This is a genomic window from Cytobacillus sp. NJ13 (genome assembly GCA_030348385.1).
In the GTDB taxonomy this organism is placed as follows: Bacteria; Bacillota; Bacilli; order Bacillales; family Cytobacillaceae; genus Cytobacillus.
The window spans coordinates 2,066,448-2,091,500 of sequence record JAUCFP010000006.1 but is presented as its reverse complement, the minus strand read 5'-3'; the positions used below and the strand labels follow the sequence as shown (position 1 = coordinate 2,091,500).

The window sequence follows — 25,053 nt, the reverse complement described above, 5'->3', positions numbered from 1 at the left end:
AAATGGCAGAAAAATTGCTCGAAATTAAAAATTTAAAACAGCATTTTAATGTAGGCCGTCCAAATATGGTAAAAGCAGTTGATGGGATTACTTTTGATATTTTTAAGGGAGAGACCCTTGGACTTGTAGGTGAGTCTGGCTGCGGTAAATCAACTACTGGACGAACCATTATCAGATTATACGATGCAACAGATGGTCAAGTTCTTTTTGAAGGTGAAGATGTTCACGGCAAAAAGTCTGCAAAAGAACTAAAAAAGTTTAACCGGAAAATGCAAATGATTTTCCAGGATCCTTATGCTTCCTTAAATCCGCGCATGACAGTTGCCGATATTATTGCTGAAGGCATCGATATCCACGGTTTGGCAAAGAGCAAAAAGGAACGTATGGAGAGGGTTTATGAGCTTTTGGAAACAGTCGGTTTGAACAAAGAGCATGCTAACCGTTACCCTCATGAATTCTCAGGCGGACAGAGACAGCGTATCGGGATTGCCCGCGCGCTTGCGGTTGACCCTGAATTCATTATTGCCGATGAGCCAATTTCTGCATTGGACGTTTCCATCCAGGCTCAGGTAGTAAACCTTATGAAAAAACTGCAGCGTGAAAAAGGATTGACATACCTGTTTATCGCTCATGACTTATCAATGGTTAAGTACATCAGCGATCGTATTGGTGTAATGTATTTCGGTAAACTGGTAGAGCTTGCGCCAGCAGAAGATTTATATACAAACCCAATGCACCCTTACACTCAATCACTGCTGTCAGCTATTCCGCTTCCGGATCCGGAAACGGAACGTTCCCGCAGAAGAAAATCCTATGATCCAGCAGTTCACAATTATGCTGACAATGAAAAGCTGGAAATGCGTGAAATTACTCCGGGACATTTTGTTTACTGTTCTGAAAAAGAGTATAACGAATTAAAAGCCAAATATGCCAAATAACAAAAAACGATCTCAACTGAGATCGTTTTTTACATCCTGGAAAAGTAAGTGTTTGCTAAACTTATGTTAATCCTTTTATACAAAAAGGAGTTACCAAGATGTAAAATGCTCAGTTATATATGTAGAGAGTAGAAATATCTCTTTAACACGTTTATTCGCTAACGCAAGCTTTAGTATATAATACAACATTTTCTAGAACATTACTATTATAATTTTCGATTATTTATATTTTTCCGTCAATTTGCTTAATTAAACAGCATTTTAATATTTTTTTATTATTATTGGTTTAAAGAACACTTATAAAGATAATTTAGTATATAGATAGTTCTTAATTCATTGAAATAATTTTATAATGGAGGTAACAACAAGCAGAACTTCAATAAAGGGGGCATCACATTTGAAAAAGTCAGTACATTTTGCTGCTGCCTTAATGTTAGTGTCAGGTCTATTCATTCCTGCCCAGCCGGGGGAGGCAAAAGAACAGGATAACCAGGAACCAGGCCGAAATCCGCAAAGGGAACATGTTTCGCTTGTGAAGGCACTGCCAGAAAAAATAAGCAGATTCCAATTTGACTCCGGCTATCATTTTCAATATCCTGATGCTGTAAGGGGGGTATATGTCACCGGGCATTCTGCTGGCGGCGCAAAGTTTAATAACCTGGTGAAATTGATGGAAGATACCGATTTGAATGCGATGGTAATCGATATTAAGGACGATTGGGGAAATCTTACTTATATTCCCGAAGACAGCTCACCATATAAAGAAATTGGAAAACCTTACATAAAGGATACAAAGAAAATTATGAAAGTCATGGAAGAGAAGCAAATTTATCCGATTGCTCGGGTAGTTGTTTTCAAAGATTCTGTCCTTGCAAATAAAAAGCCGGAATGGTCTTATAAAGAAGGAAATACAGTATGGAAGAATGGCAGAGGTGAATCATTTGTAAATCCATTCTTAAAAGAAGTTTGGGATTACAATGTGGGAATTGCAATTGAAGCTGCAAAAATGGGATTTCAGGAAATTCAATTTGATTATGTCCGGTTTCCTGAAGGATTTGAACACCGTGACAGCTCTTTGAAATACAGTATGGGTGAATATGAAAATCTTAGGATTGAAAATGTTCAGAAGCGTGTAAGCGCGGTTACAGACTTTGTTGAGTATGCAAGGAAGCAGCTTGAGCCATATGGAGTAAAGGTTTCGGTTGATATCTTTGGTTACACGGCTACCCTTCCTGAAGCTCCGGGAATTGGTCAAAATTTTTCTAAAATCTCAGAACAGGTAGATGTAATTTCTTCTATGATTTATCCAAGTCACTGGTCTTCCTATTTCGGAATTGCCAAACCAGATCTGGATCCTTATAAGCTGGTTTCTGAATATGCAAAACTTGAGAATAAGAAGTTGGAAGAGTTGGATAGTCCACCTGTTTCGAGACCGTGGCTGCAGGATTTTACAGCTTCATATTTAGGAGCCGGAAATTATAAGAAGTATGGAAAAGCCGAGGTTGAAGCTCAAATAAAGGCACTGAACGAACAGGGAATTCATGAATTCCTTTTATGGAATGCGGGTAATTCGTATACACCAAAAGTGGATTATACACCATAAAAGCCAGAAAGAGGCCGATTATTTTGGCCTCCTTCTGGCTTTGTTTATCAATTAATTAAGTTACATATCATTTGACACCATTCTTGAATACGATATCATAGTATAGAGGCATAGGTTACTGCTTTTTCTTTCCGCCTACGCTTTTCCATCCAGTCTGCACCCTTGCAGATTGATCCACGAATTCGGATTTATTTTTACCGCCAAATACCTTTTCTCCTATACCATTAGTTAGTACACCTAATAAGGCAGTAAATCCAATTATGAGCAGCGCAACAATTGTTAAATCAGTTATGTAACCAACCATGATAAACCTCCATCTTTCTTTTCACAGTTTCCTGTGATTAGTGTATAAACATCCCTGATCTTATTTTATTCGAAATTTTCGAGTATTAAAAGGGGTAATTCCACAAATACTTTATCTGATTGGAAATAAGTATAAAAGGCTAACTTAAAAGTGAGTGGAAAGGAAAGCTGGGAGCTTATCATGCTGGAATAAATATTCATGCTTTATAAACAGTTTATCGTTTGTAAGCAAAAAAGGAGAAGATCCATGCATTGGTATGAAAAACTGAATCAATATTTCCCTATTGAAGAAATGAAATCCAGAGAACATATGGAAACCTTATTAAAGGAACGGTCAGACATTTATCATAAAGATGAAGGTCCACACCATGTTCTTATGTATGTGGAACTGGATAACTTTGTGTTTATTGATTATCTGTTTGTTTCGAAGGAATCCAGAGGACAGGGACTTGGCCATAAATTACTTCAAAAGCTGAAAGCCAAAGGCAAGCCGATCATTTTGGAAGTTGAACCGGTTGATTATGAAGACACGGATACAGAAAAGCGCCTTCGGTTCTATAAAAGAGAAGGGTTTGAGCATGCACAATCAATTGGTTACAGCCGCCGGTCTCTTGCAACCAATGAAATCAATACAATGGAAATTCTATATTGGTCCCCTGAGAATGAAAGTGAAGAAATGATTTATGAAGCCATGAGGAAAACATATGAAATGATACACACATACAGAGATGCACATTTCTATGGGAAGTCCTATCAGCCTGTAGATGAGGTCCTGACCTATGAGCAAAATAAAAATGGGACGGATGTATTGGAGGATCTTTAAGAATTGGGAAAACACAGCCATTTTTGTAAATGGCTGTGTTTTCATTTTCATTTATTAATTGAGAAAATGTTAATATTAATTATAGGTTTAATCAAAATTCATAAGGGTATATAAAGAATAATTTAGTATAAATAAAATAGTTTAATACATAAAATCCCCTTGAGCTAAAGGCTTAAGAGACTTTATGGAAGAAATTATAGCAAAAAAGATATAAAAAAATGAAACTTTTTGCTTGTTCATTCGTCTTATTAAGTAGATTCTAATTCTTAATCCATTTGTTTAATAAATGTTTAATACTTTTATCATATTTATAAAAAGTTATACCAAATAGATATTGTTTGGTGTATAATAAATAATATAAATTCCTTGATTAAAGTTATTTTAATCTAGAATACTCTAGAAATATTTGATTAAACAAATATAAATCTCAGATAGTTTCATATATGTCTAATTTAAGGAGTGTGAATTTGTAAAATGGTCACATTATACACTTCACCAAGTTGTACATCTTGCAGGAAAGCTAAATCATGGTTAGAAGAACATGAGATTGCCTATAAAGAAAGAAATATCTTTTCAGAACCGCTATCAATTGATGAGATTAAAGAAATTTTGCGCATGACTGAAGATGGAACCGATGAAATTATTTCTACTCGCTCAAAGACATTTCAAAAGCTTGATGTAAACCTTGAATCAATGCCTCTCCAAGATTTATTTGAGCTGATCAAGGAAAACCCTGGGCTGCTTCGCCGTCCAATCATTCTTGATGAAAAACGTCTGCAGGTTGGATATAATGAGGACGAAATAAGACGATTCCTTCCAAGAAAAGTTCGCACTTACCAGTTGCGTGAAGCACAGCGCATGGTTAATTAACACTGTTTAATATAAAAACTGAGACATTAGCTCAAGTCTAGATTGTGAAATGACAAACTTATTCAATTATACTTAAAATTAAAAGGCCTTCTTTCTGTCAACAGAAGAAGGTCTTTTTGTTTGTTATGTGAAAAAGAACAAGGAAAATGGATATAATATGAGAATATACAGTTACAGTCAGATTAGATAAGGATGAATCCTTGCGACAATATAGGCATTTAACGGTTTTTCTAAACATATGACTTTTTAATTCCCTTTATGCTCAATTTGTCATAAAATAAAAGTACAAGGTGCAAAATACAGTTTACCTTCAATTAAATCGGGGATTAGCCAATTGATTTACGGGTAAATGGATAACACATGACTGCTGGGGGTATTTAGTCCCTTCAATCATAGCCAGAAGGGAGAGTTGCTGCATGGAAATCGAACGTATTAATGATCATACAGTTAAATTTTATATTTCTTATCTTGATATAGAAGAAAGAGGCTTTGACCGTGAAGAGATTTGGTACAATCGTGAGCGGAGTGAGGAACTCTTTTGGGAAATGATGGATGAAGTCCATCAGGAGGAAGAATTTCTTGTTGAAGGACCTTTATGGATTCAGGTTCAGGCATTGGATAAGGGTCTGGAGGTTCTTGTAACAAAGGCTCAGCTTTCAAAGGATGGCCAGAAGTTTGAGCTTCCTGTCCCGGATGAAAAAGTGAAAGATTTGCCTGTGGATGAACATATAGAGGAAATGCTTGATCATCATTTCCGTAAATCTGATGATGATGATCCTGGATATGAAGGAGATCTTGAGTTCTTATTATCCTTTAAAGATTTTGAAGACGTTATTTCATTATCAAAGCAGTCAATTCTTGATTCCATTACTACAAAATTATATTCCTTTGAAGGGAAGTATTATTTATTCGCAGAGTTCTCTGAAGAGCTTTTTGAAGAGGATGATATAGATAACATGCTAAGTATTCTCCTGGAGTACGGGCACGAAACTAGCACAACTATTCACCGTGTAATGGAATACGGTAAATTGATTATAGAAAATAATGTTTTTGAAAATTTGAGAAAACATTTTAAATAGTTCAGCAAAGCCGATTTCATTTTTGAAATCGGCTTTATTTTGGTTAAGGCACTCGTGTCAGACCTGTTTCATGCAGAAATGAACAAATGTATATGTTTGCACAAAAAAAGCTCAAAAAGAATTTGCAAGCTATAAAGGAATTTAGCAATTAAATAAAGAACGTTTAGCATAGAAAGGAGATGATCATTTGTTAGTCGCCGCAACAGAGAAAGGGGTTCGAATAAGTCTTTTAGGTTCACGCAGTATCCCGGATTTACAGCAATATAGGGAAAAGCACACTTTTTTCTGCCCCGAATGCAAAGCGGAAGTAATTATGAAGATCGGAAATAAGAGAATCCCGCATTTTAGCCACAAAAAGGGTTCTGAATGTCCAGAAAGCTATGAAAGGGAATCTGAATACCATATTTCTGGAAAGTTGCTTTTGTTTCAATGGCTAAAGAAAAAAGGGTTAAATCCAATTCTGGAGCCATACTATCCGGACATTTCCCAGCGGCCAGATATAGGTGTCCATTATGAAGGCGTAAATTATGCACTTGAATATCAATGTTCAATCATTTCAGAGGAGTTATTTAAAAAACGGTCACAAGCATATTTTCAGTCAGGTATAGTTCCAATATGGATACTGGCAGGAAAAAATATTAAACGGATCGGCAAATCAAAAATTTCTTTATCTGCTTTCCAGTACTTTTTTCTTCGGCAAACAGCTTCAGGCAATTGGGTAATCCCTTCATTTTGCCCCCATACAAAGTCCTTTATCAATATCCGCCAAATCCAGCCCCTAACAGTCAGAAATGCCTACGCGAATTACGATGTGAAAACAATCAGCCATGCTGATGCAGATTTTTTATTTGATCCATATTTTAAAAATGATTTAAACATAAGTGAATGGAAAAATGAAATTCGAAAAATAAAGAATTTCCTGGCTCAAAATAGCGGTGCTTATAAAAATAACTTTCTTCAGGATTTATACTCCCGCTCAATTGCTCCTGCTTTTCTCCCGCCTGAAATTGGCCTTCCTGTACGTCATTCTCCATTTATTGAAACCCCACCCATACAGTGGCAGACCTACTTATACATGGATGTCATCGGCAAAGAAAGACCGTTTTCTCATGCGCGAATGGTTGCAGCCTTTCGCAATAGGGTAAAGAATAGCGATATTAAAGTCAGGTCAATACCACTAATTCAAACCGGTTCCGAAGTCTTGGCAGTTAAAGAATATCTGGATGTCCTTATCAACTTAAATATTGTTAAACAAACTGGAAACGGTCTGTACAAAAGAACTGCGTCATATGGAGAGCCTGATAATTACTCCTGTCTTCTCCAAAGAGAGGAGGATTTTTATAGGGGTATCACACAAAGCATTTTGCAGGGCAATAAATGAAAAAGATCTATTTAACATAAAATAATCAAACATTTGCACATTCGCTCTTTGAAAAGAAGGAATTTTTTTCTTGAAAGAGAAGATAGTGTAATGGGACTTTTGAATGGAGGATGAATGAATGACTAATGAGACAACTGTAAAGAAACTGCCAGCAAGGAATGAGATTTCACAAGAAGATACCTGGCGCTTGGAGGATATTTTCCCTTCTGATGAGGATTGGGACAAGGAATATAATGAAGTGCAGAAGCTAATCCCTAATGCAGGCAAGTATCAAGGCAGGCTTGGGGAAAGTGCTGAAACATTATATGAAGCGCTGCAGTTCCAGGATCATTTACTTTCGCACCTTGGGAAGCTTTATACATATGCCCATATGCGTTATGACCAGGATACAACAAACTCATTTTATCAGGGCCAGGACGACAAAATTAAAAATTTATATTCAGAAGCTGCAAGTGCACTCGCGTATATTGTTCCTGAATTGCTGGCTGAAGATGAAGAGAAGATTGCCGGGTTTTTAGAGGAAAAAACTGAGCTGCAATTATATAAACATTCGCTTGAGGAAATTAATCTTCAAAGGCCTCATGTATTAACTGCTGAGCAGGAATCCCTGCTTGCCCAGGCTTCCGAGGTGCTTGGGGCTTCGAGCAATACATTTGGCATGCTGAATAATGCTGATTTGGAGTTTCCATCCATTAAAGATGAAAATGGTGAAGAGGTCGAAATTACTCATGGAAGATTCATCCGTTTTCTCGAAAGTGATGAGCAGCGTGTCCGCCATGATGCCTTCAAAGCGGTATATGAGACTTATGGAAAGTTCCGCAATACATTCGCAAGCACTCTAAGCGGAAATGTTAAAAAGGATAATTTCAATGCCAAAATCCGGAATTATGAATCTGCGCGCCATGCTGCCCTTGCTGCGAACAATATTCCCGAAAGCGTTTATGAAAATTTAGTCAATACCATAAACGATAATCTGCATTTGCTGCATCGATATGTTAAACTCCGGAAGAAGGTTCTGGGGGTTGAGGAGCTTCATATGTATGATCTTTATACTCCATTAGTGAAAGAAGTAAAAATGGAAATCCCGTATAATGAAGCAAAAGATCTCATCTTAAAAGGACTGAAGCCGCTTGGCGAGGACTATTTGAATATTTTAAAAGAGGGCTTTGAAAATCGCTGGGTAGATGTTCATGAGAATAAGGGCAAAAGAAGCGGTGCCTATTCATCTGGAACATATGGCACAAATCCATATATACTGATGAACTGGCAGGACAATGTGAACAATCTATTTACCCTTGCCCACGAATTTGGACATTCTGTTCACAGCTTTTACACAAGAAAATATCAGCCATATCCATATGGAAACTATTCAATTTTTGTTGCAGAAGTTGCATCTACTTGTAATGAAGCCCTCTTAAATGATTATCTGCTTAAAACAATAGATGATGATAAGAAGCGTTTGTATTTGCTGAATCATTATCTTGAAGGCTTTAGAGGAACTGTTTTCCGCCAGACAATGTTTGCAGAGTTTGAACATCTCATCCATCAAAAGGCGCAAAACAATGAAGCTTTGACTGCAGATTCACTGACGAAAGAATATTATGAACTCAATAAGAAATATTTTGGGGAAGAAGACATCGTGATTGATGAGGAAATCGGCCTGGAATGGTCCAGAATCCCGCATTTCTACTATAATTATTATGTATATCAATATGCAACAGGCTTCAGTGCGGCAACTGCATTAAGCAAGCAAATTCTTCAAGAAGGCCAGCCTGCTGTTGACAGATACATTGAATTCCTGAAATCCGGCAGCTCAGATTATCCAATTGAGGTATTAAAGAAAGCCGGTGTTGATATGACGAGCAGCAAGCCGATTGAAGATGCCTGCAAAGTATTTGAAGAAAAACTTAACGAAATGGAAAGCTTGCTTTCTTAAATAGAAAAGCGGAAGCGCCTTGCCCACGAAGGAACGCAGACTAAGAACGCCGCGTCCTCCCAAAAGCAACCGCTTTCGGTCGTGCGATGTATTGCTGCCGTAGCTTTCTTTGTCCTGTGGCATCGTCTGCATGACCCCCATCCTTGCGGGCCTCACCTCGAGGGGGTAGGCTGCTTGCGCTGGTCGTAAAAGGTGCCAGGCGTTTGTCTGGCACCTTTTATGTACAGTTCAAAACCCCTTAAATCTCCTTCGGTCATTCAAATATAAAAATAAAATCAGGAGAGAAATAAATAAGATAGGCGAAGTGATGAAAATGGGGATAAGTTTCATCAATCCGAGAATATTTAAAATAAAGGAGAGCAAGATGAGCAGCATCATCAATAATACAGGCAGTTTTTTCATATTGCATTCTCCTCCTTGGCAATGTTTACATCCGTATTAGTTTATGCGGTTGTCCAGCAGGTCATGACTTGATTTTGACAATATTGTGAAAAAAAGCACAAACTTATTGTCATTTTCTTTCACCTCATGATATATTACAGATGTGAAGTTGATCACATGCAAACATTTACCCCTTTTGTTTGGACGTGAAAAATTTCTCCCATCCCCTTTGTTCGTATAAAAACCCTGAAAAAGCCGTGCGTATGAAGAGCATGGTTTTTTTCATCGAAAAAATAAAGCTGTGCATATTGCACAGCTTTAAATTACCCTGAATATCTCCAGAAATTACCGTATTTTGCAGGTACATATTCAGCTATTTGCTTTAGCTGCAGCTTTTTCATTTCCCTGTTCACTTCGCTGTCGGACATATTATATACAACGGAGATCTCCTTGCTGGCCACTAGCTTAAAGTATTTTAAGAAATATTCAAGGGGCGGCAGAGGAGCACGCTCAGGTTTAGCAGGAAGCATTTCCTCTAAAATCTGTTCATAAATTTCATAGGGATAATATCCGGTGACTTTGATGCCTTCATCTTCTATATTTTCATTAAAAAAGACAAGAGTAGGTATTTCTTGAACATCCATTTCAGAAGTAATTTTTAAATCGCATTGAAAAGCCTTTGCTGCACTATCTGAATGAATATCTGAAACAAATTCTACTACATCCAGACCGACTTCCTTTGCACAATCCTTTAGTACTTCAAAATTAGATACATTCTGCTTTTCAAGAAATAAGACCTCCTGAAGCTTGCGTAAAAATCTGATGCCAGCTTTTCTCCCTTGCAATTCCGCAGCTTTAATTGCAACCGAAGCAAGGTGGGGGGAAGAAATCGGATTTTCGAACCAGACGTTCCCGTCACATGACATTCCAGAGCGGCTTGCTGTTTTCTCCCACAAATCAGCAATGTTTTCGTAGTTTTGTTTTTTCCCCATATTTAACGTTGCCAGTCTGCCGCTTAATACATGCTTTATGGAAAAATAGCGGCCGTATTCAATCAGGAGCTTTTTTAAGATTGGCTCCAAAGCCCAGCATTCTGGGCAAAGGGGATCAACAAACATATAGACTTCTATGGGCTTTTTTTCACTGCCGTGGCAATGTGGAGACGTAAGCCTGTTTTCATTGGATTCTGGCTTATTCACGAGCTTTCACCTTTCACACCGTTTTCAGGTGTATTGATCATATGCTGGGCAGTGAGTACAAGCCTTGCAAAAAAGTCTTCCCTCAAGCGACCATGCAGCCTAATTTCGTCCATTGCTTCATTCATGCATGAAAGCCAGGCCCTTGCCCGCGTTTCCGTTATGGGAAAAGGCATGTGCCGCGCCCGAAGCATAGGATGTCCATGTTCTGAAGTATATAAAGGAGGTCCCCCTAAATACTGCGTCATAAACTGCTTTTGTTTTCTGGCAGTCTCTGTCAGGTCATCTGGAAAAATAGGAACGAGATCAGGATGTTGTCCTACGCGCCGGTAAAAAGCGTCAATTAGCTGGTGAAGATTTTCCTCACCAATAGCGTCGAAGGGAGTGTGCATTTTCTCGGCCATATTTAAAACTCCTTTTATGAGTTAATTCGTTTGTAAAAAAATCTTCCTATTTAATATTGATATTGAGTGATGTGATCTCTTTATATTCTATCAATGAGGGATTTATATCTCAAACAAATAGCTTACTGAGCCCTTTTGACGAATCCTGGACTCTTTTTTTAATAAGAAAATGTATAAATTCTGAAGCAGGTAACTGTCTAGCGCAAGCGCCTGCCCCCTCGGCCCCCAGGATGGGGGCCATGCAGACGTAGCGTTCTTAGTCTGCGTTCCTTCGTGGGCAAGGCGCTTGCGCTTTTCTTATAGTATGGATAAAGCACATGGCGTCAATCCGAAACATTCGCTAAAAAAGGAATAGAAAAAGCCGCCCGGTACATTCGGGCGGCTGAAATTAACCTTAAGCCATAAACGATGAGGTTACTTTCTTTATGTAATTCAGTGTTTCTCTAAAAGGCGGGACTCCTCCGTATTTATCTACATTTCCAGGTCCGGCATTATAGGCAGCGAGTGCAAGTTGAACATTATCCCCATACCTGTCCATCATTTGCCGTAAATATTTGACTCCGGCAAAAATGTTCTCTGCAGGGTCGAAGATATTTTCAACGCCAAGCCCCTTGGCTGTATCAGGCATAAGCTGCATTAACCCGGAAGCACCTGCATGGCTGACTGCATTCGGATTGAAGTTTGATTCCTGTTTAATGACTGACTTAATCAGATTAACCGGTACATTAAACAGATCTGATGCTTTTTGAATCAGATCATCAAAATCATTTTTTGATGTTTCGGCAAATTTGGTTAGTTTAAGGGGCGGAAGAGCTGCAGCTGTAAGGGCATCTGTTTGTAAAGCGCTAATATAAGGTTCCAGGGACGCAACTGCTCCAAGTCCTTCTGTGACTTGAAGTGATGAACTGGGGCTTTCCGAAGCTAACCCGGCCAATAGCTCTTGAAACAAAGGGTTTGAAGTATTCGTTTGCTTAGAATTATTAAAACCTTGCAGTGCCTGCATCTCCATCAATATTTTTAACTGATCTACGTTCATTGTATTGCTCCTTGGCAAAAGGTGTATTTCTATTAAGCCTTTTGCTGTCTGTATTTTTCTTTATAAAACCTCTTAATTTTATTTTCGGTCTTCCTGACAGGAATGTTAAGCTGTTTAAGCAAATTAAGAAAAGTCAATTCACCTTCATTCCTGTTATCCACTTCATATTCTAACTCAAAATCTTCCTTATTTAAATAGCGGCTGTGATCAAGAACAGCCAATCCTTTCATGTACTTCTTTTCGGCACGTTTTGTTGCGAGAGTACCAAAGTATTGAAGTTTATCTGTCTTTATGCCCAGCTCTTCTATGGATTTTATTATCTGTTCAGTGGGAATTTTCCCAGTCTGAATCATCTCTGCAGCTTCGGACTCAGTAAGATTTTCATTAGTTTCCAGCAGCCCTTCAGGGTGGGGCTGTTTAAGAGTCAATTCAAACGAGCCGTTTTTCTGCCTGATCCTTAAGGCACTCCCTTTAGCCTTCAATAAAAAATCCGGTGTATCGAAGTAATGATTCTCCTGTTCGGAAAAATCCTCGCTTCTTAAGTTCAAAAAATCTATTAATAAGGAAAATTCTTCTCTGGTAACCATGTTTTTAAATTCAATTTCAATATTTTTGTTAGACAAGCCTCTACACCTCAGCTATAAGTGATTTTCTGTATTATCTCCTTAATCAGCATGGACTTCAATCTTTGAAATTTTTTTTATTGCTGTGATAAAGTCAATCAGGGGAGTTTGCTTCATGTTTGACTAAACTTTCGGGGCGCAGGACTGTAACTGTGAAAAATGAATCAGGGGTTTTACTGTCCCTAAAATCTGCGATAGAATAGGTAATGACAATGGAGGTAGAAAAATGAAACAAAAACTTACAGTTTTAAATGCAGAATGGATTGAAAATGAATTAATCTTGGGAATAGAAGCTGGAACAGTCTCAGGCTTAACAGCCATGCAGCAAATATTGGCTGATTCCGACAACCTTTCATTTATTTACATAGCAGAACAAAATGATGAATATACATATATTTCCCTTCCGGAAACAGTCTGGCCGGAACTTAAAAAGGCACTTGATGGCCAGATGCGTGTTTTTGCTTCTGATAGTAATCGTGATCGCATTGAACTGGCAGGCTTTCATGAGGAATTAGGAGATTTAATAGAAAATATCCGCGGGAACAGCAATTATGGTAATGAAATGGTAGAAAAAGTTGAGAACATATTTTAATTAAAGTTTAAATTACGAAAAACTTGGATAAAGAAATAGGCTGTGTTACCCCCTCTCGAAGTCGGGGGTGGTCTAGGCGCTTGCGCTTATCTAACTTCGGATATTTGGTGGTGTTGCAGGTGAAGCATTGGGATTTATTTTTGGCGCCATATAAGCAGGCGGTAGAAGAATTAAAAATAAAGCTAAAAGGCATGAGAAGCCAATTTGAAATGGATTCTACTCATTCTCCGATTGAATTTGTTACTGGGAGGGTAAAGCCTATTGCAAGCATTCTTGATAAGGCAAACCAAAAAGGCATTCCTCTCGACAAATTGGAATCTGAAATGCAGGATATTGCCGGTGTTCGAATGATGTGCCAATTTGTAGATGATATTAAGAGAGTGGTCGAACTATTAAGAAAAAGAAATGACTTTGAAATTGTTGAAGAAAGAGACTACATATCTCATAAAAAAGCAAGCGGTTACCGCTCTTATCATGTCGTGATCCGCTATCCTGTTCAGACAATAAAAGGAGAGAAGAAAATTCTCGCAGAGATTCAAATCAGAACGCTTGCCATGAATTTCTGGGCCACGGTTGAACATTCCTTAAATTATAAATATAAGGGCCAATTCCCTGAAGATATTCAGATGAGGCTCCAGAGAGCGGCAGAGGCTGCTTTCAGGCTTGATGAAGAAATGTCACTCATTCGCGGTGAAATTCAGGATGCACAGGCATTCTTTACAAGGAAAAAGGAAAAGCAGCAAAAGGGAGAAAACTAACGTATAAAAGAGGAGCTTGGATAAGATGAAATTTGCCATTACCTCAAAAGGAGATTCAAAATCTAATACACTCATGCACAAAATGAGAACCTATTTATTGGACTTCGAGCTTACTTATGATGAAGAAGAGCCAGATATAGTCATATCGGTAGGCGGGGATGGCACTTTACTTTATGCCTTTCACCGATACAGCAGCCGTCTGGACAAGACCGCGTTTGTGGGTATACATACAGGCCATCTTGGGTTTTATGCAGACTGGGTGCCGGAGGAAATCGAAAAGCTTGTCATTGCAATTGCCAAAACCCCGTATCAGGTGATTGAATATCCGCTCCTGGAAGTAATTATCCGCTACCAGCATGGCGGCAAAGAAACCCGTTATCTTGCATTGAATGAATCAACAGTCAAAGCGGTGGAAGGTACTTTAGTAATGGATGTGGAAATACGCGGCCAGCATTTTGAACGGTTCCGGGGAGATGGCCTTTGTGTTTCTACTCCATCTGGCAGTACAGCTTATAATAAGGCGCTGGGGGGTGCCATCCTGCATCCATCATTGCCTGCCATCCAGCTTGCTGAAATGGCTTCCATCAATAACAAGGTGTTCCGTACAGTGGGCTCTCCGCTGGTACTGCCGGCTCACCATACATGCATGCTGAAACCTGTGAATGAACCGGATTTTCAGATTACCATTGATCATTTGACTCTTCTTCATAAAGATGTAAAATCAATACAATTCAGAGTGGCAGATGAGAAAATCCGTTTTGCCAGGTTCAGGCCATTCCCATTCTGGAAAAGGGTTCACGATTCATTTGTTGCTGATTGAAGAAGGTACCTTGAGGTGAATCACTTATTTTAATAAGCCCGTTACTTCTTACAGAACAGGAGCCTATAGCTCATGGCGCGTTTTAAATTACAATGGAAAATTACTGCCCCGCAGGCGGGCTCGTTAATCAGGGAATTTTTAAAAGAAAATGATATATCTAAAACTGCACTCACTGACATAAAATTTGCTGGCGGCATCATTAAAGTGAACAATCAGGAAGTCAATGTCCGCTATGAGCTAAAGGAAGGAGATATTCTTCAGATTGGTTTCCCGGAAGAAGTTCCGAGTGAAGGCATGAAGGGGGAAGACTTGCCCCTTGATATTCTTTATGAAGATGATAACCTTCTTGTAGTAAATAAACCGGCAGGTGTGAGTACCATTCCTTCCAGAGAACATCCTTCGGGAAGTTTGGCTAATCGGCTGATTGGATATTATCAGCGAATAGGCTTAAAGTCTGCTGCGCATATCGTGACTCGACTCGATCGAGATACTTCTGGCTTGGTATTAATTGCGAAACACAGGCATGTGCATCATTTGCTTAGCCAGCAGCAGCGCTCCCGTAATATCCAGCGCACTTATGAAGCCTTTGCAGAAGGGACAATCAGCTGGGATGCCGGTACTATAGAACAGCCGATTGCAAGAAAAAAAGACAGTATTATTGAGCGGGAAGTTAGTGAGGAAGGCAAATACGCATGTACTCATTATCAGGTATTCAGCCGGCGCAAAGAATTTACACATGTAAAATTAAAGCTTGAAACTGGCAGAACTCATCAGATCAGAGTCCATTTGGCATGGCTTGGTTATCCTCTTGCAGGTGATGAATTGTATGGAGGCACACGACAGTTTATCAGGAGGCAGGCACTGCACTGCTGCAGCCTTTCCTTCTACCATCCCTTTCTTGACAGAACCCTTATGTTTGAACAACAGCTTCCAGAAGATATGACTCGTCTATTATAAAAGCCGGCATTTGCCGGCTTTTTGGATTATATCTTCCTAAACTTCTCTTCCACATAAGGCATGCCTGACTGTACAGACATTAATTCCATTTCAGGATATCTAAGTGCAGTTAATTTATTTCCAAAAACAGCCCCTGTATCAATATTATAGGTGTTATTGATTTTCCTGACTTCCTTCACGGGAGTATGCCCATAGACGACTGCAGCTTTACCCTCATACTGTTTTGCCCAGTCCCTTCTCACAGGTGTGCCGTCAGGATTTTTTTCTCCAGTTATATCTCCGTAAAGGACAAAGGTTTTAACTTTTGAAGAATGTTTCCCAATATAGCTTTCCTTAATTCCTGCATGGGCAATAACAAGTCTATTGTCGTCAAGCACATGGTATAGCGGTGCATTTTCATATAGTTCCATAAATTTCCGCTTAATTTCCATCTGTGAGTTGGTGTCCAGCTGCTCATATTCAGCTGCTGTGGTTTCGAGGCCATGTGTAATTTGAACTTTATTTCCTAAAAAGAAGCGGTATAGTTTATTGCAATGATTGCCCGGGACATAGTGTGCCAGGTCATTTGCGGCAAGGTTATATACTGCATTGATGACTGCCAGAGATTCTGGACCTCTGTCTGTTAAGTCTCCTACAAAGGCAAGTTTTCTATTACTTGGGTGTACAGGAAATCCCCTCTTCCAGCAATAGCCCATTTCCAAAGTCAGCTCTTTAAATTCAGCAAAGCAGCCGTGAATATCACCAATAATATCAAGTCTCATATTTAGGCTCCTTTAATAGGTATACTGTTATGATATCAATTTTCATAATATTTATCATGACGCTTTATTTTTCAAGCTGCAGAGGAAGCTTTAACGGTTTTAAGTTCAATGAATGGGAAAATTAAAAGCAGGAAAAGTACATTAACTTTCATATGACCTTATGATTGTTCAGAGACGACAAAAAAACAAAGATTTGCTAGTATAGTGAAGTACGTTTTCCTGTTATGCGTTTTAATGGGCAAGAAGCTTGCGGTTCGTGTTTAATAAAGTATACCGCAGGCAATATCAATTCACAGCAAGAATGAATTTGTCCCCATTTTTCTCAGGATTCCTGTGCTGGGGATAACATTCCAAGAGGATGGTTTCATTGTATGAGAGGAGGTAATTCCTATGGAAGATCACGCAGAGGAAAGATCAGATTCCCACATCAATACCGGTCTTTTAATCCAATCTTTACAAAATGAAGAAATTGATATCTTCAGGAATGAATTTCTTGATATGCACCCTTATGATCAGGCTTCATTTTTTAAAGATCTGGATGAGGACATCCGGGCAAAAATTTATCTTTATCTCTCTCCGGAAGAAATGGCAGCTCTATTTGAAAATCTGGAGATTGAGGAAGAAGAATATAAAGACGTCCTTGCTGAGATGAATCCCCACTATGCTGCGGATATGCTTTCAGAAATGTATGCGGATGATGCCGTTGATGTTTTAAATGAACTTGATAAAGACCAGGTTGTCAGCTATTTGACAATTATGGATGATGAATCGGCAAAAGAAATTAAGGATTTGCTACATTACGAAGAATATACAGCAGGAAGTATCATGACGACGGAATTTGTCTCTTTGTCAGCCAATCAGACGGTTCGTTCTGCTATGTATATCCTGAAAAATGAAGCGCCAAGGGCAGAAACCATTTATTATGTGTACGTTGTGAATGACGAAAAAAAACTTATTGGCGTTATTTCATTAAGGGATTTAATAGTAAGCGACGATGATACGATGATTTCTGAAATTACAAATGACAGAGTAGTTTCCGTATCGGTTGGCGAAGATCAGGAAGAAGTTGCAAGAAAAATTAAAGACTATAACTTCCTCGCCGTTCCGGTTGTGGATTTTCAGAACCATTTGCTGGGTATTATTACAGTTGATGATGTTATGGATGTCATGGAAGAAGAAGCATCTGATGATTACTCCAAATTGGCTGCTGTATCGGATATGGATCATATTGACCGGAATCCAGTTTCTGCGGCGCGCAAACGGCTTCCCTGGCTTATTATCCTGCTGTTTTTGGGTATGTTAACTGCAAGCCTTATCGGAAGATTTGAGGAAACCCTGGATAAGGTTGCCATTCTGGCTGTTTTCATTCCTCTTATTGCGGGGATGGCAGGAAATACAGGGACTCAGGCATTGGCTGTTGCTGTCCGGGGTATTGCTACAGGGGACCTGGAGAAAGAAAATAAGTGGAAACTGGTGATAAGGGAAGCCGGGACTGGGTTAATTAATGGAGGCATTTGCGGTATTCTTGTTACTTTCATTGTTTACTTCTGGAAAGGAAATTTCTTTCTTGGTGTTTTAGTTGGTGTTTCAATTTTGTTTACTTTGATAGTAGCCACCCTTGCCGGTGCGCTGATTCCTTTGCTTATGCACAGGATGAAAATTGACCCGGCTGTAGCATCAGGTCCATTTATTACAACTATTAATGATCTAATCAGTATTTTAATTTATTTTGGGATGGCGACATTATTTATGAGCTACTTAACAGGCTAAGGGGGTTATTTTATGGAACATGGAGCATCGGTAGCTTCGCTGGTCATTGTTATATTGGCTGCTTTTATCACGCCCATTTTGCTGCACCGGCTGAAAATTAATTTCATCCCTGTAGTGGTGGCAGAGATTCTGATAGGTTTGATTATCGGTAAAAGCGGCTTTGATATCGTGCATGAAGATATGTGGCTGGAAACTCTTTCGACTCTTGGATTTATATTTCTAATGTTCCTGAGCGGTCTGGAAATTGACTTCACCGCTTTTTCTTCGGCAAAGAAGAGAGTAAAGCTCCCAAGCGGGAAGCTTGAGCCAAACTCTTTTGCTGTTTCTTCCATTGTATTTATAGGAATATTTTTAGCTTCATTGGGTCTATCGTATTTATTTGTCTGGGCAGGATTCATTGATAATGCCTTTTTAATGACATTAATTATTTCGACCATTTCACTGGGAGTTGTGGTTCCGACACTTAAGGAAGCCCATTTAATGAAAACAGGCATAGGTCAAATCATTCTGCTGATCGCCGTTATTGCTGATTTGGTTACGATGATTCTGCTGGCTGTGTTTGTTTCATTAAATGACACAGGAGGAGGCAATACCTGGCTTCTTCTCGTTTTATTTGCCGTAGGTGTATTGCTGTATTTCCTGGGCAGAAGGTTTAAAAACCTTAATTTTCTTGAAGCGATGTCTACAGGGACTGTTCAGATTGGAACAAGAGCAGTATTTGCACTAATCATCTTCCTGGTGGCGTTATCAGAAACAGTTGGGGCAGAGAATATATTAGGTGCTTTCCTGGCCGGGGTACTTGTATCATTGCTGGCGCCAAATCAGGAAATGATCCATAAGCTGGATTCTTTTGGATATGGATTCCTCATCCCTATTTTCTTTGTGATGGTAGGGGTGGATCTCAACGTATGGACATTGTTTGGAGATCCTAAATTGTTAATGCTTATTCCATTGCTGCTGATTGCACTTCTGCTTTCAAAACTTTTACCAATCTATATTTTAAAAAGATGGTATGACATTAAAACTGTTATTGCTTCAGGGTTTTTATTAACGTCAACCCTTTCCCTTGTTATTGCTGCAGCAACTATTGGAGAAAGAATGGGTGTCATTACCGCCGAAATGAGCGGAACATTGATTCTGGTTGCAGTCATAACGAGTATATTTACACCTGTAGTCTTTAAAAAGCTATTCCCTATGGAAGCGGCCGAAGAGAAAAAGCTAAAAGTGTCGTTCATTGGTGCTAATCAAATGACGATGCCAATCTATAATGAACTAAAATCATCCCTTTACGAACCAGCTTTGTATCATAAAAAGCAGGAAAAGGCGGAAAAGCAAATAGCTGACTCTTTGTTTGATATCATTGAAGTTGATGAATTTGATATTGAAAATTTTGAAGGTACAGAAGCATTTGAGTCAGATATTGTAGTAATCTCGACAGGGGATGAAGAGACAAATGCCACATTATCCATTGCTTTTAAAGAAAAGGGAGTGGATCGTGTCATTTGCCGTATGGAAAGCCCTGATATGGAAGAAACTTTACGGGAACATGATATTGAGCTGTTTTCAACCATTCTTTCGTCTAAGGCGCTGCTTCGTGCTTTAATCGAATCACCAAGTGTGGTGAACATTTTAACGAACCAGGAGACAGCTTTATACGAGATCCGATTAAAGAATGAACAGTTTGAAGGCATGATGCTTCGGCGATTCCCGTTTACGGGGGATGTAATATTCGTACGGATATTTAGAGGAAAGGATTCTATTGTTCCGCACGGAGATACTGAGCTGCATGTTAATGACCGCCTGATTGTTACGGGATCTAAGGAGTACGTTGATGAATTAAAAAGGGAACTTGAATTTTGTGAATGGTGTTAGGGCCGTCCGGCATCTTTCCTGCTAAAGAAATCCTGCTTGCTTAGAGCAGGATTTTTTTCGGCTTTTCTTTTTTGGAAAATTGATGTACAATTAGTACTAGGTACTAATAACATGTAATAAAAATTCAGGAGGCTCTTAAAATGACTCTTTCTTTAAATGGAAAAACATTTGTAGTAATGGGTGTGGCAAATAAAAGAAGTATTGCATGGGGAATTGCCAAATCCCTTCATGATGCTGGTGCCCGATTAATTTTTACATATGCGGGAGAAAGACTTGAGAAAAGTGTACGTGAATTAGCTGAATCATTGGAGGATGTACATTCATTAGTTCTTCCTTGTGATGTAACAAGTGATGAAGACATCGCGAAATGCTTTAGCACGATTAAGGAGGAAGCTGGTGTAATTCATGGAATTGCCCACTGCATCGCCTTTGCTCATAAAGAAGAACTGCAGGGAGAATATATGAACACGACAAGAGACGGGTTTCTCTTAGCTCACAATATCAGCTCTTATTCACTGACTGCCATTGCCAAGGAAGCAAAAGGGTTAATGACTGAAGGCGGAAGCATTGTGACTCTCACATACCTTGGCGGTGAAAGGGTTGTGAAAAATTATAATGTTATGGGTGTAGCAAAAGCCTCTCTTGACGCAAGTGTCAAATATTTGGCCAACGACCTCGGGAAAGATGGAATTCGGGTCAATTCCATTTCAGCCGGTCCAATTAGGACTCTTTCCGCAAAAGGAATAAGTGAATTTAACTCTATTCTAAAAGAAATTGAAGAACGTGCTCCTCTCCGCAAAACAACAACGCCTGAAGAAGTAGGGGATACAGCTCTCTTCTTATTCAGCAGCCTGTCCCGAGGTATAACGGGTGAAAATATTCACGTAGATTCCGGTTATCATATTCTCTAATAGAAATTGCCTGCTCCAATGTGAGCGGGCATTTTTTTATTTCCATCAGAAACGAAAGCCCATCTTCTGCATACATATAATACGACGAAACATTAAGATTGCGGAGGTGGGCAAAAAATGGCTGAGAAAAAATTGAAGGAACCATTATTTTATATACAGCAGCCGAGTTTTCAATTTCCAGAGACCGGGATGCAAACAGTCTACTCCAGCAGAAAAGCAGAGCTGGATCGCAAACAGGAACAGAAAGACAGTGTACCGGAACCCGCGGACGAAATAAATGAACAGACAATGCCCGAAGAAAAGATGGAAAAAAATATGACTGAAGTAAAGGTGCAGGCAGCTATTGAAGAATTTGAAGCAGGCAGGGAAGAGAAAAAAGAAAGTGCGCACTTTGCTTTTACGACGGAAAAAAGGAAGCCTGCTTTCAATCGTGTAAAAAGCTTCAAGGAAATGGGCACGCTTGAGCGCCTGGATTACTTAATTGATTTCCCTAAACAGCTTCCGCCTATTCCCTGTATATTTGAAACCGGCGAGAAAGCAATAAGGGGATTTCTGGTTACAAAAAATGAAGGATCCATCGAGGTTAAGTTATTTGATGAATCGATTGAACAAATTAGTCTTCAATCTTTAAATGCTGTCAAAATGATTGGCCTAAGAAGGTAAAAGAAAAGCGCTGGAGATACACAGACAAAAATAGCCAGCCGAAGGAACGGCTGGCTCCATATCATTAGTCTTCACAGATATCAAGATCTACATCGGCAATACATTGAACAGCGCAGAAGCAGTTTAGGTCAACTGTTACACAGTCATTAGTACTGCGGAAGTCGTCAACTTCGCAAACTTTTTTCAAGTCGATGCAGCAGTCATCGGCAAGGTTAACTGTTTTGTCTGGGCCAGGTCTTCTATTTACTGGCTCTAGGACACGAAGCACTGCGCAGCAGTTATCGAACACTTCTTCAACTCTGAAGAAAATGGATACACATGCACACTCATTTCCTGTAAAGAAAGCATGGAATGGTGAACCGTCCGCAGTTTTCAGTGTGAATACGCGGGTATCCGCGCGCTTATTGCGTTTTCTTCCAGATGGTGATATAACTCCCAGCGGCTCCAGGAAACAGTTTGAAGGGCATTCGCACACATCTTCTGCGTTATCTTGAATATCTTTTATAGCACGAACTACTTCACATACACAGCCTTTGCCTTTGAAGTCGTCATTTTTTCCACAACCCATTTTTGTTTTCCTCCTTGTTTGTTTCTTGTGGTCTACACTACTAACATATTGCCAGAGTGACCTATGGGTCACGGACAAACGCCTTGTTTTTTAAAAAAATAGGCTATTTTTTTACATTAGAGGTGAAAAAAATGAATATATCACCTATGGAGCTGCTAATTTTGGCACTTGCAAGCTTCAGGCTTACCAGACTGATTGTATTTGATAAAATTACCGAATTCCTGCGCAAACCTTTTCTGGAAGAAGTTGAGGAAAAAGATGAAAATGGCGAAAGTGAAGTGTACTGGGTTGTAAAAGAAGGAAGAGTGCGAGGATTCTTCGGGGAACTTTTAAGCTGTTATTGGTGTACTGGTGTTTGGAGTACATTATTTTTATATGCTTCATATTATTTTTATGCATCCTGGTCAGCTCCAGTGCTGCTGATTTTGGCAATTGCCGGACTTGCAGCAATTATTGAATCCCTGGTGCAAAAATTGATCAATTAACATAAAGCCAAATACTTCATTCTGTAGGCGTTTGTTTTACACAAGCTTTGAGGCTCAGCATAAAATAAAAAGAGGAAAATTATTGAAAATGGAGGGCCTCAATGATGTTAAATAATGATAAGGATCAGCAAATGGAAAAATCACAGCCGGTCAGCAAGAAAAAGAAAAAGAAAAAGGGATGCGGCTGCGGAAAAAAAACGAAGAAAGCTCAATAGCCGGGGATACCGGCTTTTTTTATTGGTTTTCATCTGGGAAAAATAGGATGGATAGTAATGTTCATAAAACCAAAACAATTCGAGGACAATATAATTAAAGATTCTACATAGGAAGGGACTATTATGAAAAATAGACTTTTATCATTCATTGCATTCTCACTGATCTTATTATCAGGCTGCAGCGGAGACGGAAAGGTGACGGACAGCGACCTTGCGCTCCTCAAAACGACTGATCCCCCTGCTGTATTAATTGATAAAAATACCAAGGAAAATTTGGATTTAGTTGAAAACATTGAGCATGATGTCGAAAAAATGAAAGAACTTTATGATGTTGCAGTGGTCAAAAGCAACGGGGATACACTTGTTGCTTATAAAGTGAAGCACTTGCAGCGATTCCGCATGAAAAAAATTGAAAAGAAAATGACCAAGATGCTTGAGGAAAAGTATCCAGATGAGAAATTCATTGTATCAAGTGACTATAAGATCTTTATTGAAGCGGTGGAACTTCAGGAAAAAATGAAAGATCCTGATTTTACCGACAAGAAAGCGAAAAAAAAGCTTGATGAAATCATTAAGCTTAAAGAAGAAATGACATAAGAAAGGGGCAAGGGCATGAACAAAAATGCAAATAAGACTCCGGAACAGCAGCAATATGAGCAGCTCGAACAAAAGCATGAACTAAAGCGCCCAGTCCTGAAAAATTGTATTCGTGCATTCTGGGTGGGAGGGCTCATCTGTGGGATCGGACAGGCAATAACGTATTTTTATATTTATTTTTTTAACTTCACCGAACAGACCGCTGGAAACCCAACTGTAGCTACGATGATTTTTATTTCCATGCTGTTGACAGGTTTTGGCGTCTATGACCGTCTGGGGCAGTTTGGCGGAGCAGGCAGTGCGGTTCCTGTAACAGGTTTCGGAAACGCTGTAATTTCAGCTGCCATTGAGCATCGCACAGAAGGATTTGTACTGGGAGTTGGAGGAAATATGTTCAAGCTTGCAGGTTCAGTTATTCTCTTTGGTGTATTTTCAGCTTTTGTAGTGGCTCTTATTAAAACACTATTAATCATGTGGGGGGTTATTTAATGCTTAAGGGTAAACAATCCTGGGTTTTTGAAAACCGCCCAGTTATTGCAGCTGCTGGTGTTTCCGGCGGTCCTTTTGAGGCAAACGGCAACCTGGCAGTAGATTTTGATGTATTGCACGATGATTTGTGGATGGGGGAAGATTCATACGAAAAAGCCCACAGAATTCTTTTGGAAGAGGCTGGACAGACGGCCTTGAATAAAGCAAATATCCAAAAGGAAGATGTTCAGTTTTATATAGCAGGGGATTTAATTAATCAGATTACACCTACCAGTTTAAGTGCAAGAACCATTCAAATCCCTTATTTCGGAATATTTGGCGCTTGTTCGACCTCTATGGAGGGGCTTGCCCTTGCATCTTTTATTGTGAACTATCATGGGGCTGATTACGTTTTAACAGGTGCTTCAAGTCATAATGCTGCAGTAGAAAAACAATTCAGATACCCCACAGAATATGGCGGACAAAAGCCTCCTACTGCCCAATGGACAGTAACTGGTGCTGGTGCAGCTCTTATTACCTCGAAAACAGCAGGACATAATACGCCGGTCACTACTTCCGCAACAATTGGCAAAGTAATCGACATGGGTCTTACCGACCCTTTTAATATGGGAGGGGCAATGGCTCCTGCAGCAGCAGATACCATTACTGCACACTTTAAGGATATGCAGCTTGATCCATCATATTACGATTTGATTGTTACAGGGGATTTAGGGAGAATTGGCCAGGAAACTGCTTATGAATTGCTTTCAAATAATGGGCTTAACATAGAAAGAGAGAAATTTAAAGATTGCGGATTGATGATCTATAAAGATGATCAGCCTGTCCAATCTGGAGGAAGCGGAGCAGGGTGCTCGGCTGCTGTTCTATATGGACATCTATTGAATCAAATGAAACAGGGGACTTATAGGAGAATCCTTGTTGTCGCTACAGGTGCACTATTATCCCCATTGACATTCCAGCAGAATGAGAGCATCCCTTGTATTGCTCATGCTGTTTCTATCGAAATGACTTAAAGGAGGATT

The 25,053-nt window shown here is 39.3% G+C and carries 26 protein-coding genes; 19 read left to right on the top strand and 7 right to left on the bottom strand.

All coding sequences use genetic code 11. The annotated features are described in order from the left end of the window. Nucleotides 1–2: 2 nt before the first annotated feature. Both QUF73_10160 and QUF73_10155 read left to right on the top strand, forming a co-directional pair. Nucleotides 3–938, top strand: coding sequence for an ATP-binding cassette domain-containing protein (locus tag QUF73_10160; protein ID MDM5226581.1), 936 nt, complete (start codon nucleotides 3–5; stop codon nucleotides 936–938). A gap of 397 nt (nucleotides 939–1,335) precedes the next feature. Beyond that, nucleotides 1,336–2,541 (top strand): putative glycoside hydrolase, encoded by a 1,206-nt coding sequence (locus QUF73_10155; protein ID MDM5226580.1) that lies wholly within the window; start codon nucleotides 1,336–1,338, stop codon nucleotides 2,539–2,541. 115 nt (nucleotides 2,542–2,656) lie between these two features. On the opposite strand, the gene QUF73_10150 is transcribed toward QUF73_10155, so the two are convergent. After that, nucleotides 2,657–2,845: a hypothetical protein gene (locus QUF73_10150; GenBank protein ID MDM5226579.1), complete on the bottom strand. Its 189-nt coding sequence runs from the start codon at nucleotides 2,843–2,845 to the stop codon at nucleotides 2,657–2,659. A 246-nt stretch (nucleotides 2,846–3,091) separates the two neighbouring features. Between QUF73_10150 and QUF73_10145 the strand changes: the two genes are divergently transcribed. The 5 genes from QUF73_10145 to pepF all read left to right on the top strand — a co-directional run bounded on the left by QUF73_10145 (nucleotide 3,092) and on the right by pepF (nucleotide 8,933). Continuing rightward, complete coding sequence (locus QUF73_10145; GenBank protein MDM5226578.1) at nucleotides 3,092–3,667, top strand: GNAT family N-acetyltransferase; 576 nt, start codon at nucleotides 3,092–3,094, stop codon at nucleotides 3,665–3,667. 474 nt (nucleotides 3,668–4,141) lie between these two features. Then, nucleotides 4,142–4,537 (top strand): transcriptional regulator SpxA, encoded by a 396-nt coding sequence (spxA, locus tag QUF73_10140; protein ID MDM5226577.1) that lies wholly within the window; start codon nucleotides 4,142–4,144, stop codon nucleotides 4,535–4,537. 416 nt (nucleotides 4,538–4,953) lie between these two features. Continuing rightward, the gene (gene mecA, locus QUF73_10135; protein ID MDM5226576.1) at nucleotides 4,954–5,616 is read left to right on the top strand and encodes an adaptor protein MecA; all 663 of its coding nucleotides are present in this window, start codon (nucleotides 4,954–4,956) and stop codon (nucleotides 5,614–5,616) included. Between the two features lie 187 nt (nucleotides 5,617–5,803). Next, nucleotides 5,804–6,997, top strand: a complete 1,194-nt coding sequence (locus tag QUF73_10130) for a competence protein CoiA family protein (GenBank protein ID MDM5226575.1) — start codon at nucleotides 5,804–5,806, stop codon at nucleotides 6,995–6,997. A gap of 118 nt (nucleotides 6,998–7,115) precedes the next feature. Continuing rightward, entirely contained in the window at nucleotides 7,116–8,933 is a 1,818-nt protein-coding gene (pepF, locus tag QUF73_10125; protein MDM5226574.1) for an oligoendopeptidase F, read from the top strand. 704 nt (nucleotides 8,934–9,637) lie between these two features. Here pepF and QUF73_10120 read toward each other — a convergent pair. The 4 genes from QUF73_10120 to QUF73_10105 all read right to left on the bottom strand — a co-directional run bounded on the left by QUF73_10120 (nucleotide 9,638) and on the right by QUF73_10105 (nucleotide 12,573). Then, nucleotides 9,638–10,513, bottom strand: a complete 876-nt coding sequence (locus QUF73_10120) for a ClpXP adapter SpxH family protein (GenBank protein ID MDM5226573.1) — start codon at nucleotides 10,511–10,513, stop codon at nucleotides 9,638–9,640. Next, nucleotides 10,510–10,914, bottom strand: a complete 405-nt coding sequence (locus QUF73_10115) for a globin (GenBank protein MDM5226572.1) — start codon at nucleotides 10,912–10,914, stop codon at nucleotides 10,510–10,512. Before QUF73_10115 ends, QUF73_10120 begins: the two co-directional genes overlap by 4 nt. A 394-nt stretch (nucleotides 10,915–11,308) precedes the next feature. Next, nucleotides 11,309–11,950 carry a transglycosylase SLT domain-containing protein gene (locus tag QUF73_10110; GenBank protein MDM5226571.1) on the bottom strand — a complete coding sequence of 214 codons (642 nt, stop codon included), beginning with the start codon at nucleotides 11,948–11,950 and terminating at the stop codon, nucleotides 11,309–11,311. A 32-nt stretch (nucleotides 11,951–11,982) separates the two neighbouring features. Beyond that, nucleotides 11,983–12,573, bottom strand: coding sequence for a CYTH domain-containing protein (locus QUF73_10105; protein ID MDM5226570.1), 591 nt, complete (start codon nucleotides 12,571–12,573; stop codon nucleotides 11,983–11,985). 226 nt (nucleotides 12,574–12,799) lie between these two features. Here QUF73_10105 and QUF73_10100 point away from each other — a divergent pair, with 226 nt between their 5' ends. The 4 genes from QUF73_10100 (at nucleotide 12,800) to QUF73_10085 (ending at nucleotide 15,700) form a co-directional block, all read left to right on the top strand. Continuing rightward, entirely contained in the window at nucleotides 12,800–13,165 is a 366-nt protein-coding gene (locus QUF73_10100; GenBank protein ID MDM5226569.1) for a hypothetical protein, read from the top strand. A 119-nt stretch (nucleotides 13,166–13,284) separates the two neighbouring features. After that, nucleotides 13,285–13,923 carry a GTP pyrophosphokinase family protein gene (locus tag QUF73_10095; GenBank protein MDM5226568.1) on the top strand — a complete coding sequence of 213 codons (639 nt, stop codon included), beginning with the start codon at nucleotides 13,285–13,287 and terminating at the stop codon, nucleotides 13,921–13,923. A 25-nt stretch (nucleotides 13,924–13,948) separates the two neighbouring features. Then, nucleotides 13,949–14,743, top strand: a complete 795-nt coding sequence (locus tag QUF73_10090; protein MDM5226567.1) for an NAD kinase — start codon at nucleotides 13,949–13,951, stop codon at nucleotides 14,741–14,743. A gap of 72 nt (nucleotides 14,744–14,815) precedes the next feature. Beyond that, nucleotides 14,816–15,700: an RluA family pseudouridine synthase gene (locus QUF73_10085; GenBank protein ID MDM5226566.1), complete on the top strand. Its 885-nt coding sequence runs from the start codon at nucleotides 14,816–14,818 to the stop codon at nucleotides 15,698–15,700. A gap of 26 nt (nucleotides 15,701–15,726) precedes the next feature. On the opposite strand, the gene prpE is transcribed toward QUF73_10085, so the two are convergent. Further along, entirely contained in the window at nucleotides 15,727–16,461 is a 735-nt protein-coding gene (gene prpE, locus QUF73_10080) for a bis(5'-nucleosyl)-tetraphosphatase PrpE (GenBank protein MDM5226565.1), read from the bottom strand. Nucleotides 16,462–16,851: 390 nt separating this feature from the next. Between prpE and mgtE the strand changes: the two genes are divergently transcribed. From mgtE to QUF73_10060, 4 genes are all read left to right on the top strand, one after another. Continuing rightward, a complete protein-coding gene (gene mgtE / locus QUF73_10075; protein MDM5226564.1) occupies nucleotides 16,852–18,231 on the top strand; it encodes a magnesium transporter in 1,380 nt (459 codons plus the stop codon). A gap of 12 nt (nucleotides 18,232–18,243) precedes the next feature. Then, nucleotides 18,244–20,103, top strand: a complete 1,860-nt coding sequence (locus QUF73_10070) for a monovalent cation:proton antiporter family protein (protein ID MDM5226563.1) — start codon at nucleotides 18,244–18,246, stop codon at nucleotides 20,101–20,103. Nucleotides 20,104–20,243: 140 nt separating this feature from the next. Then, nucleotides 20,244–21,014 carry an enoyl-ACP reductase FabI gene (gene fabI, locus QUF73_10065; protein MDM5226562.1) on the top strand — a complete coding sequence of 257 codons (771 nt, stop codon included), beginning with the start codon at nucleotides 20,244–20,246 and terminating at the stop codon, nucleotides 21,012–21,014. Nucleotides 21,015–21,131: 117 nt separating this feature from the next. After that, the gene (locus tag QUF73_10060) at nucleotides 21,132–21,677 is read left to right on the top strand and encodes a CotO family spore coat protein (protein MDM5226561.1); all 546 of its coding nucleotides are present in this window, start codon (nucleotides 21,132–21,134) and stop codon (nucleotides 21,675–21,677) included. Between the two features lie 64 nt (nucleotides 21,678–21,741). Here the strand turns inward: QUF73_10060 and QUF73_10055 are convergent, their stop codons facing one another. Further along, nucleotides 21,742–22,245, bottom strand: a complete 504-nt coding sequence (locus tag QUF73_10055; protein MDM5226560.1) for a CotY/CotZ family spore coat protein — start codon at nucleotides 22,243–22,245, stop codon at nucleotides 21,742–21,744. A 131-nt stretch (nucleotides 22,246–22,376) separates the two neighbouring features. Between QUF73_10055 and QUF73_10050 the strand changes: the two genes are divergently transcribed. The 4 genes from QUF73_10050 to spoVAD all read left to right on the top strand — a co-directional run bounded on the left by QUF73_10050 (nucleotide 22,377) and on the right by spoVAD (nucleotide 25,044). Then, on the top strand, nucleotides 22,377–22,730 hold the full coding sequence (locus QUF73_10050; protein MDM5226559.1) for a DUF1360 domain-containing protein: 354 nt from the start codon (nucleotides 22,377–22,379) through the stop codon (nucleotides 22,728–22,730). A gap of 338 nt (nucleotides 22,731–23,068) precedes the next feature. Next, a complete protein-coding gene (locus QUF73_10045) occupies nucleotides 23,069–23,542 on the top strand; it encodes a YhcN/YlaJ family sporulation lipoprotein (protein MDM5226558.1) in 474 nt (157 codons plus the stop codon). Nucleotides 23,543–23,557: 15 nt separating this feature from the next. Further along, nucleotides 23,558–24,031: a stage V sporulation protein AC gene (gene spoVAC / locus QUF73_10040; protein ID MDM5226557.1), complete on the top strand. Its 474-nt coding sequence runs from the start codon at nucleotides 23,558–23,560 to the stop codon at nucleotides 24,029–24,031. After that, nucleotides 24,031–25,044 (top strand): stage V sporulation protein AD, encoded by a 1,014-nt coding sequence (gene spoVAD, locus QUF73_10035; protein MDM5226556.1) that lies wholly within the window; start codon nucleotides 24,031–24,033, stop codon nucleotides 25,042–25,044. The genes spoVAC and spoVAD overlap by 1 nt, the downstream gene beginning before the upstream one ends. The last annotated feature ends 9 nt before the right edge of the window (nucleotides 25,045–25,053 follow it).

What these genes read in the sequence shown, in the direction of transcription:
- QUF73_10160 (MDM5226581.1), top strand. Translation starts at nt 3, where the DNA reads ATGGCAGAAAAATTGCTCGAAATTAAAAATTTAAAACAGCATTTTAAT.
- QUF73_10150 (MDM5226579.1), bottom strand. Translation starts at nt 2,845, where the DNA reads ATGGTTGGTTACATAACTGATTTAACAATTGTTGCGCTGCTCATAATT.
- QUF73_10145 (MDM5226578.1), top strand. Translation starts at nt 3,092, where the DNA reads ATGCATTGGTATGAAAAACTGAATCAATATTTCCCTATTGAAGAAATG.
- spxA (MDM5226577.1), top strand. Translation starts at nt 4,142, where the DNA reads ATGGTCACATTATACACTTCACCAAGTTGTACATCTTGCAGGAAAGCT.
- mecA (MDM5226576.1), top strand. Translation starts at nt 4,954, where the DNA reads ATGGAAATCGAACGTATTAATGATCATACAGTTAAATTTTATATTTCT.
- pepF (MDM5226574.1), top strand. Translation starts at nt 7,116, where the DNA reads ATGACTAATGAGACAACTGTAAAGAAACTGCCAGCAAGGAATGAGATT.
- QUF73_10115 (MDM5226572.1), bottom strand. Translation starts at nt 10,914, where the DNA reads ATGGCCGAGAAAATGCACACTCCCTTCGACGCTATTGGTGAGGAAAAT.
- QUF73_10110 (MDM5226571.1), bottom strand. Translation starts at nt 11,950, where the DNA reads ATGAACGTAGATCAGTTAAAAATATTGATGGAGATGCAGGCACTGCAA.
- QUF73_10100 (MDM5226569.1), top strand. Translation starts at nt 12,800, where the DNA reads ATGAAACAAAAACTTACAGTTTTAAATGCAGAATGGATTGAAAATGAA.
- QUF73_10090 (MDM5226567.1), top strand. Translation starts at nt 13,949, where the DNA reads ATGAAATTTGCCATTACCTCAAAAGGAGATTCAAAATCTAATACACTC.
- QUF73_10085 (MDM5226566.1), top strand. Translation starts at nt 14,816, where the DNA reads ATGGCGCGTTTTAAATTACAATGGAAAATTACTGCCCCGCAGGCGGGC.
- prpE (MDM5226565.1), bottom strand. Translation starts at nt 16,461, where the DNA reads ATGAGACTTGATATTATTGGTGATATTCACGGCTGCTTTGCTGAATTT.
- mgtE (MDM5226564.1), top strand. Translation starts at nt 16,852, where the DNA reads ATGGAAGATCACGCAGAGGAAAGATCAGATTCCCACATCAATACCGGT.
- QUF73_10070 (MDM5226563.1), top strand. Translation starts at nt 18,244, where the DNA reads ATGGAACATGGAGCATCGGTAGCTTCGCTGGTCATTGTTATATTGGCT.
- fabI (MDM5226562.1), top strand. Translation starts at nt 20,244, where the DNA reads ATGACTCTTTCTTTAAATGGAAAAACATTTGTAGTAATGGGTGTGGCA.
- QUF73_10060 (MDM5226561.1), top strand. Translation starts at nt 21,132, where the DNA reads ATGGCTGAGAAAAAATTGAAGGAACCATTATTTTATATACAGCAGCCG.
- QUF73_10055 (MDM5226560.1), bottom strand. Translation starts at nt 22,245, where the DNA reads ATGGGTTGTGGAAAAAATGACGACTTCAAAGGCAAAGGCTGTGTATGT.
- QUF73_10050 (MDM5226559.1), top strand. Translation starts at nt 22,377, where the DNA reads ATGAATATATCACCTATGGAGCTGCTAATTTTGGCACTTGCAAGCTTC.
- QUF73_10045 (MDM5226558.1), top strand. Translation starts at nt 23,069, where the DNA reads ATGAAAAATAGACTTTTATCATTCATTGCATTCTCACTGATCTTATTA.
- spoVAC (MDM5226557.1), top strand. Translation starts at nt 23,558, where the DNA reads ATGAACAAAAATGCAAATAAGACTCCGGAACAGCAGCAATATGAGCAG.
- spoVAD (MDM5226556.1), top strand. Translation starts at nt 24,031, where the DNA reads ATGCTTAAGGGTAAACAATCCTGGGTTTTTGAAAACCGCCCAGTTATT.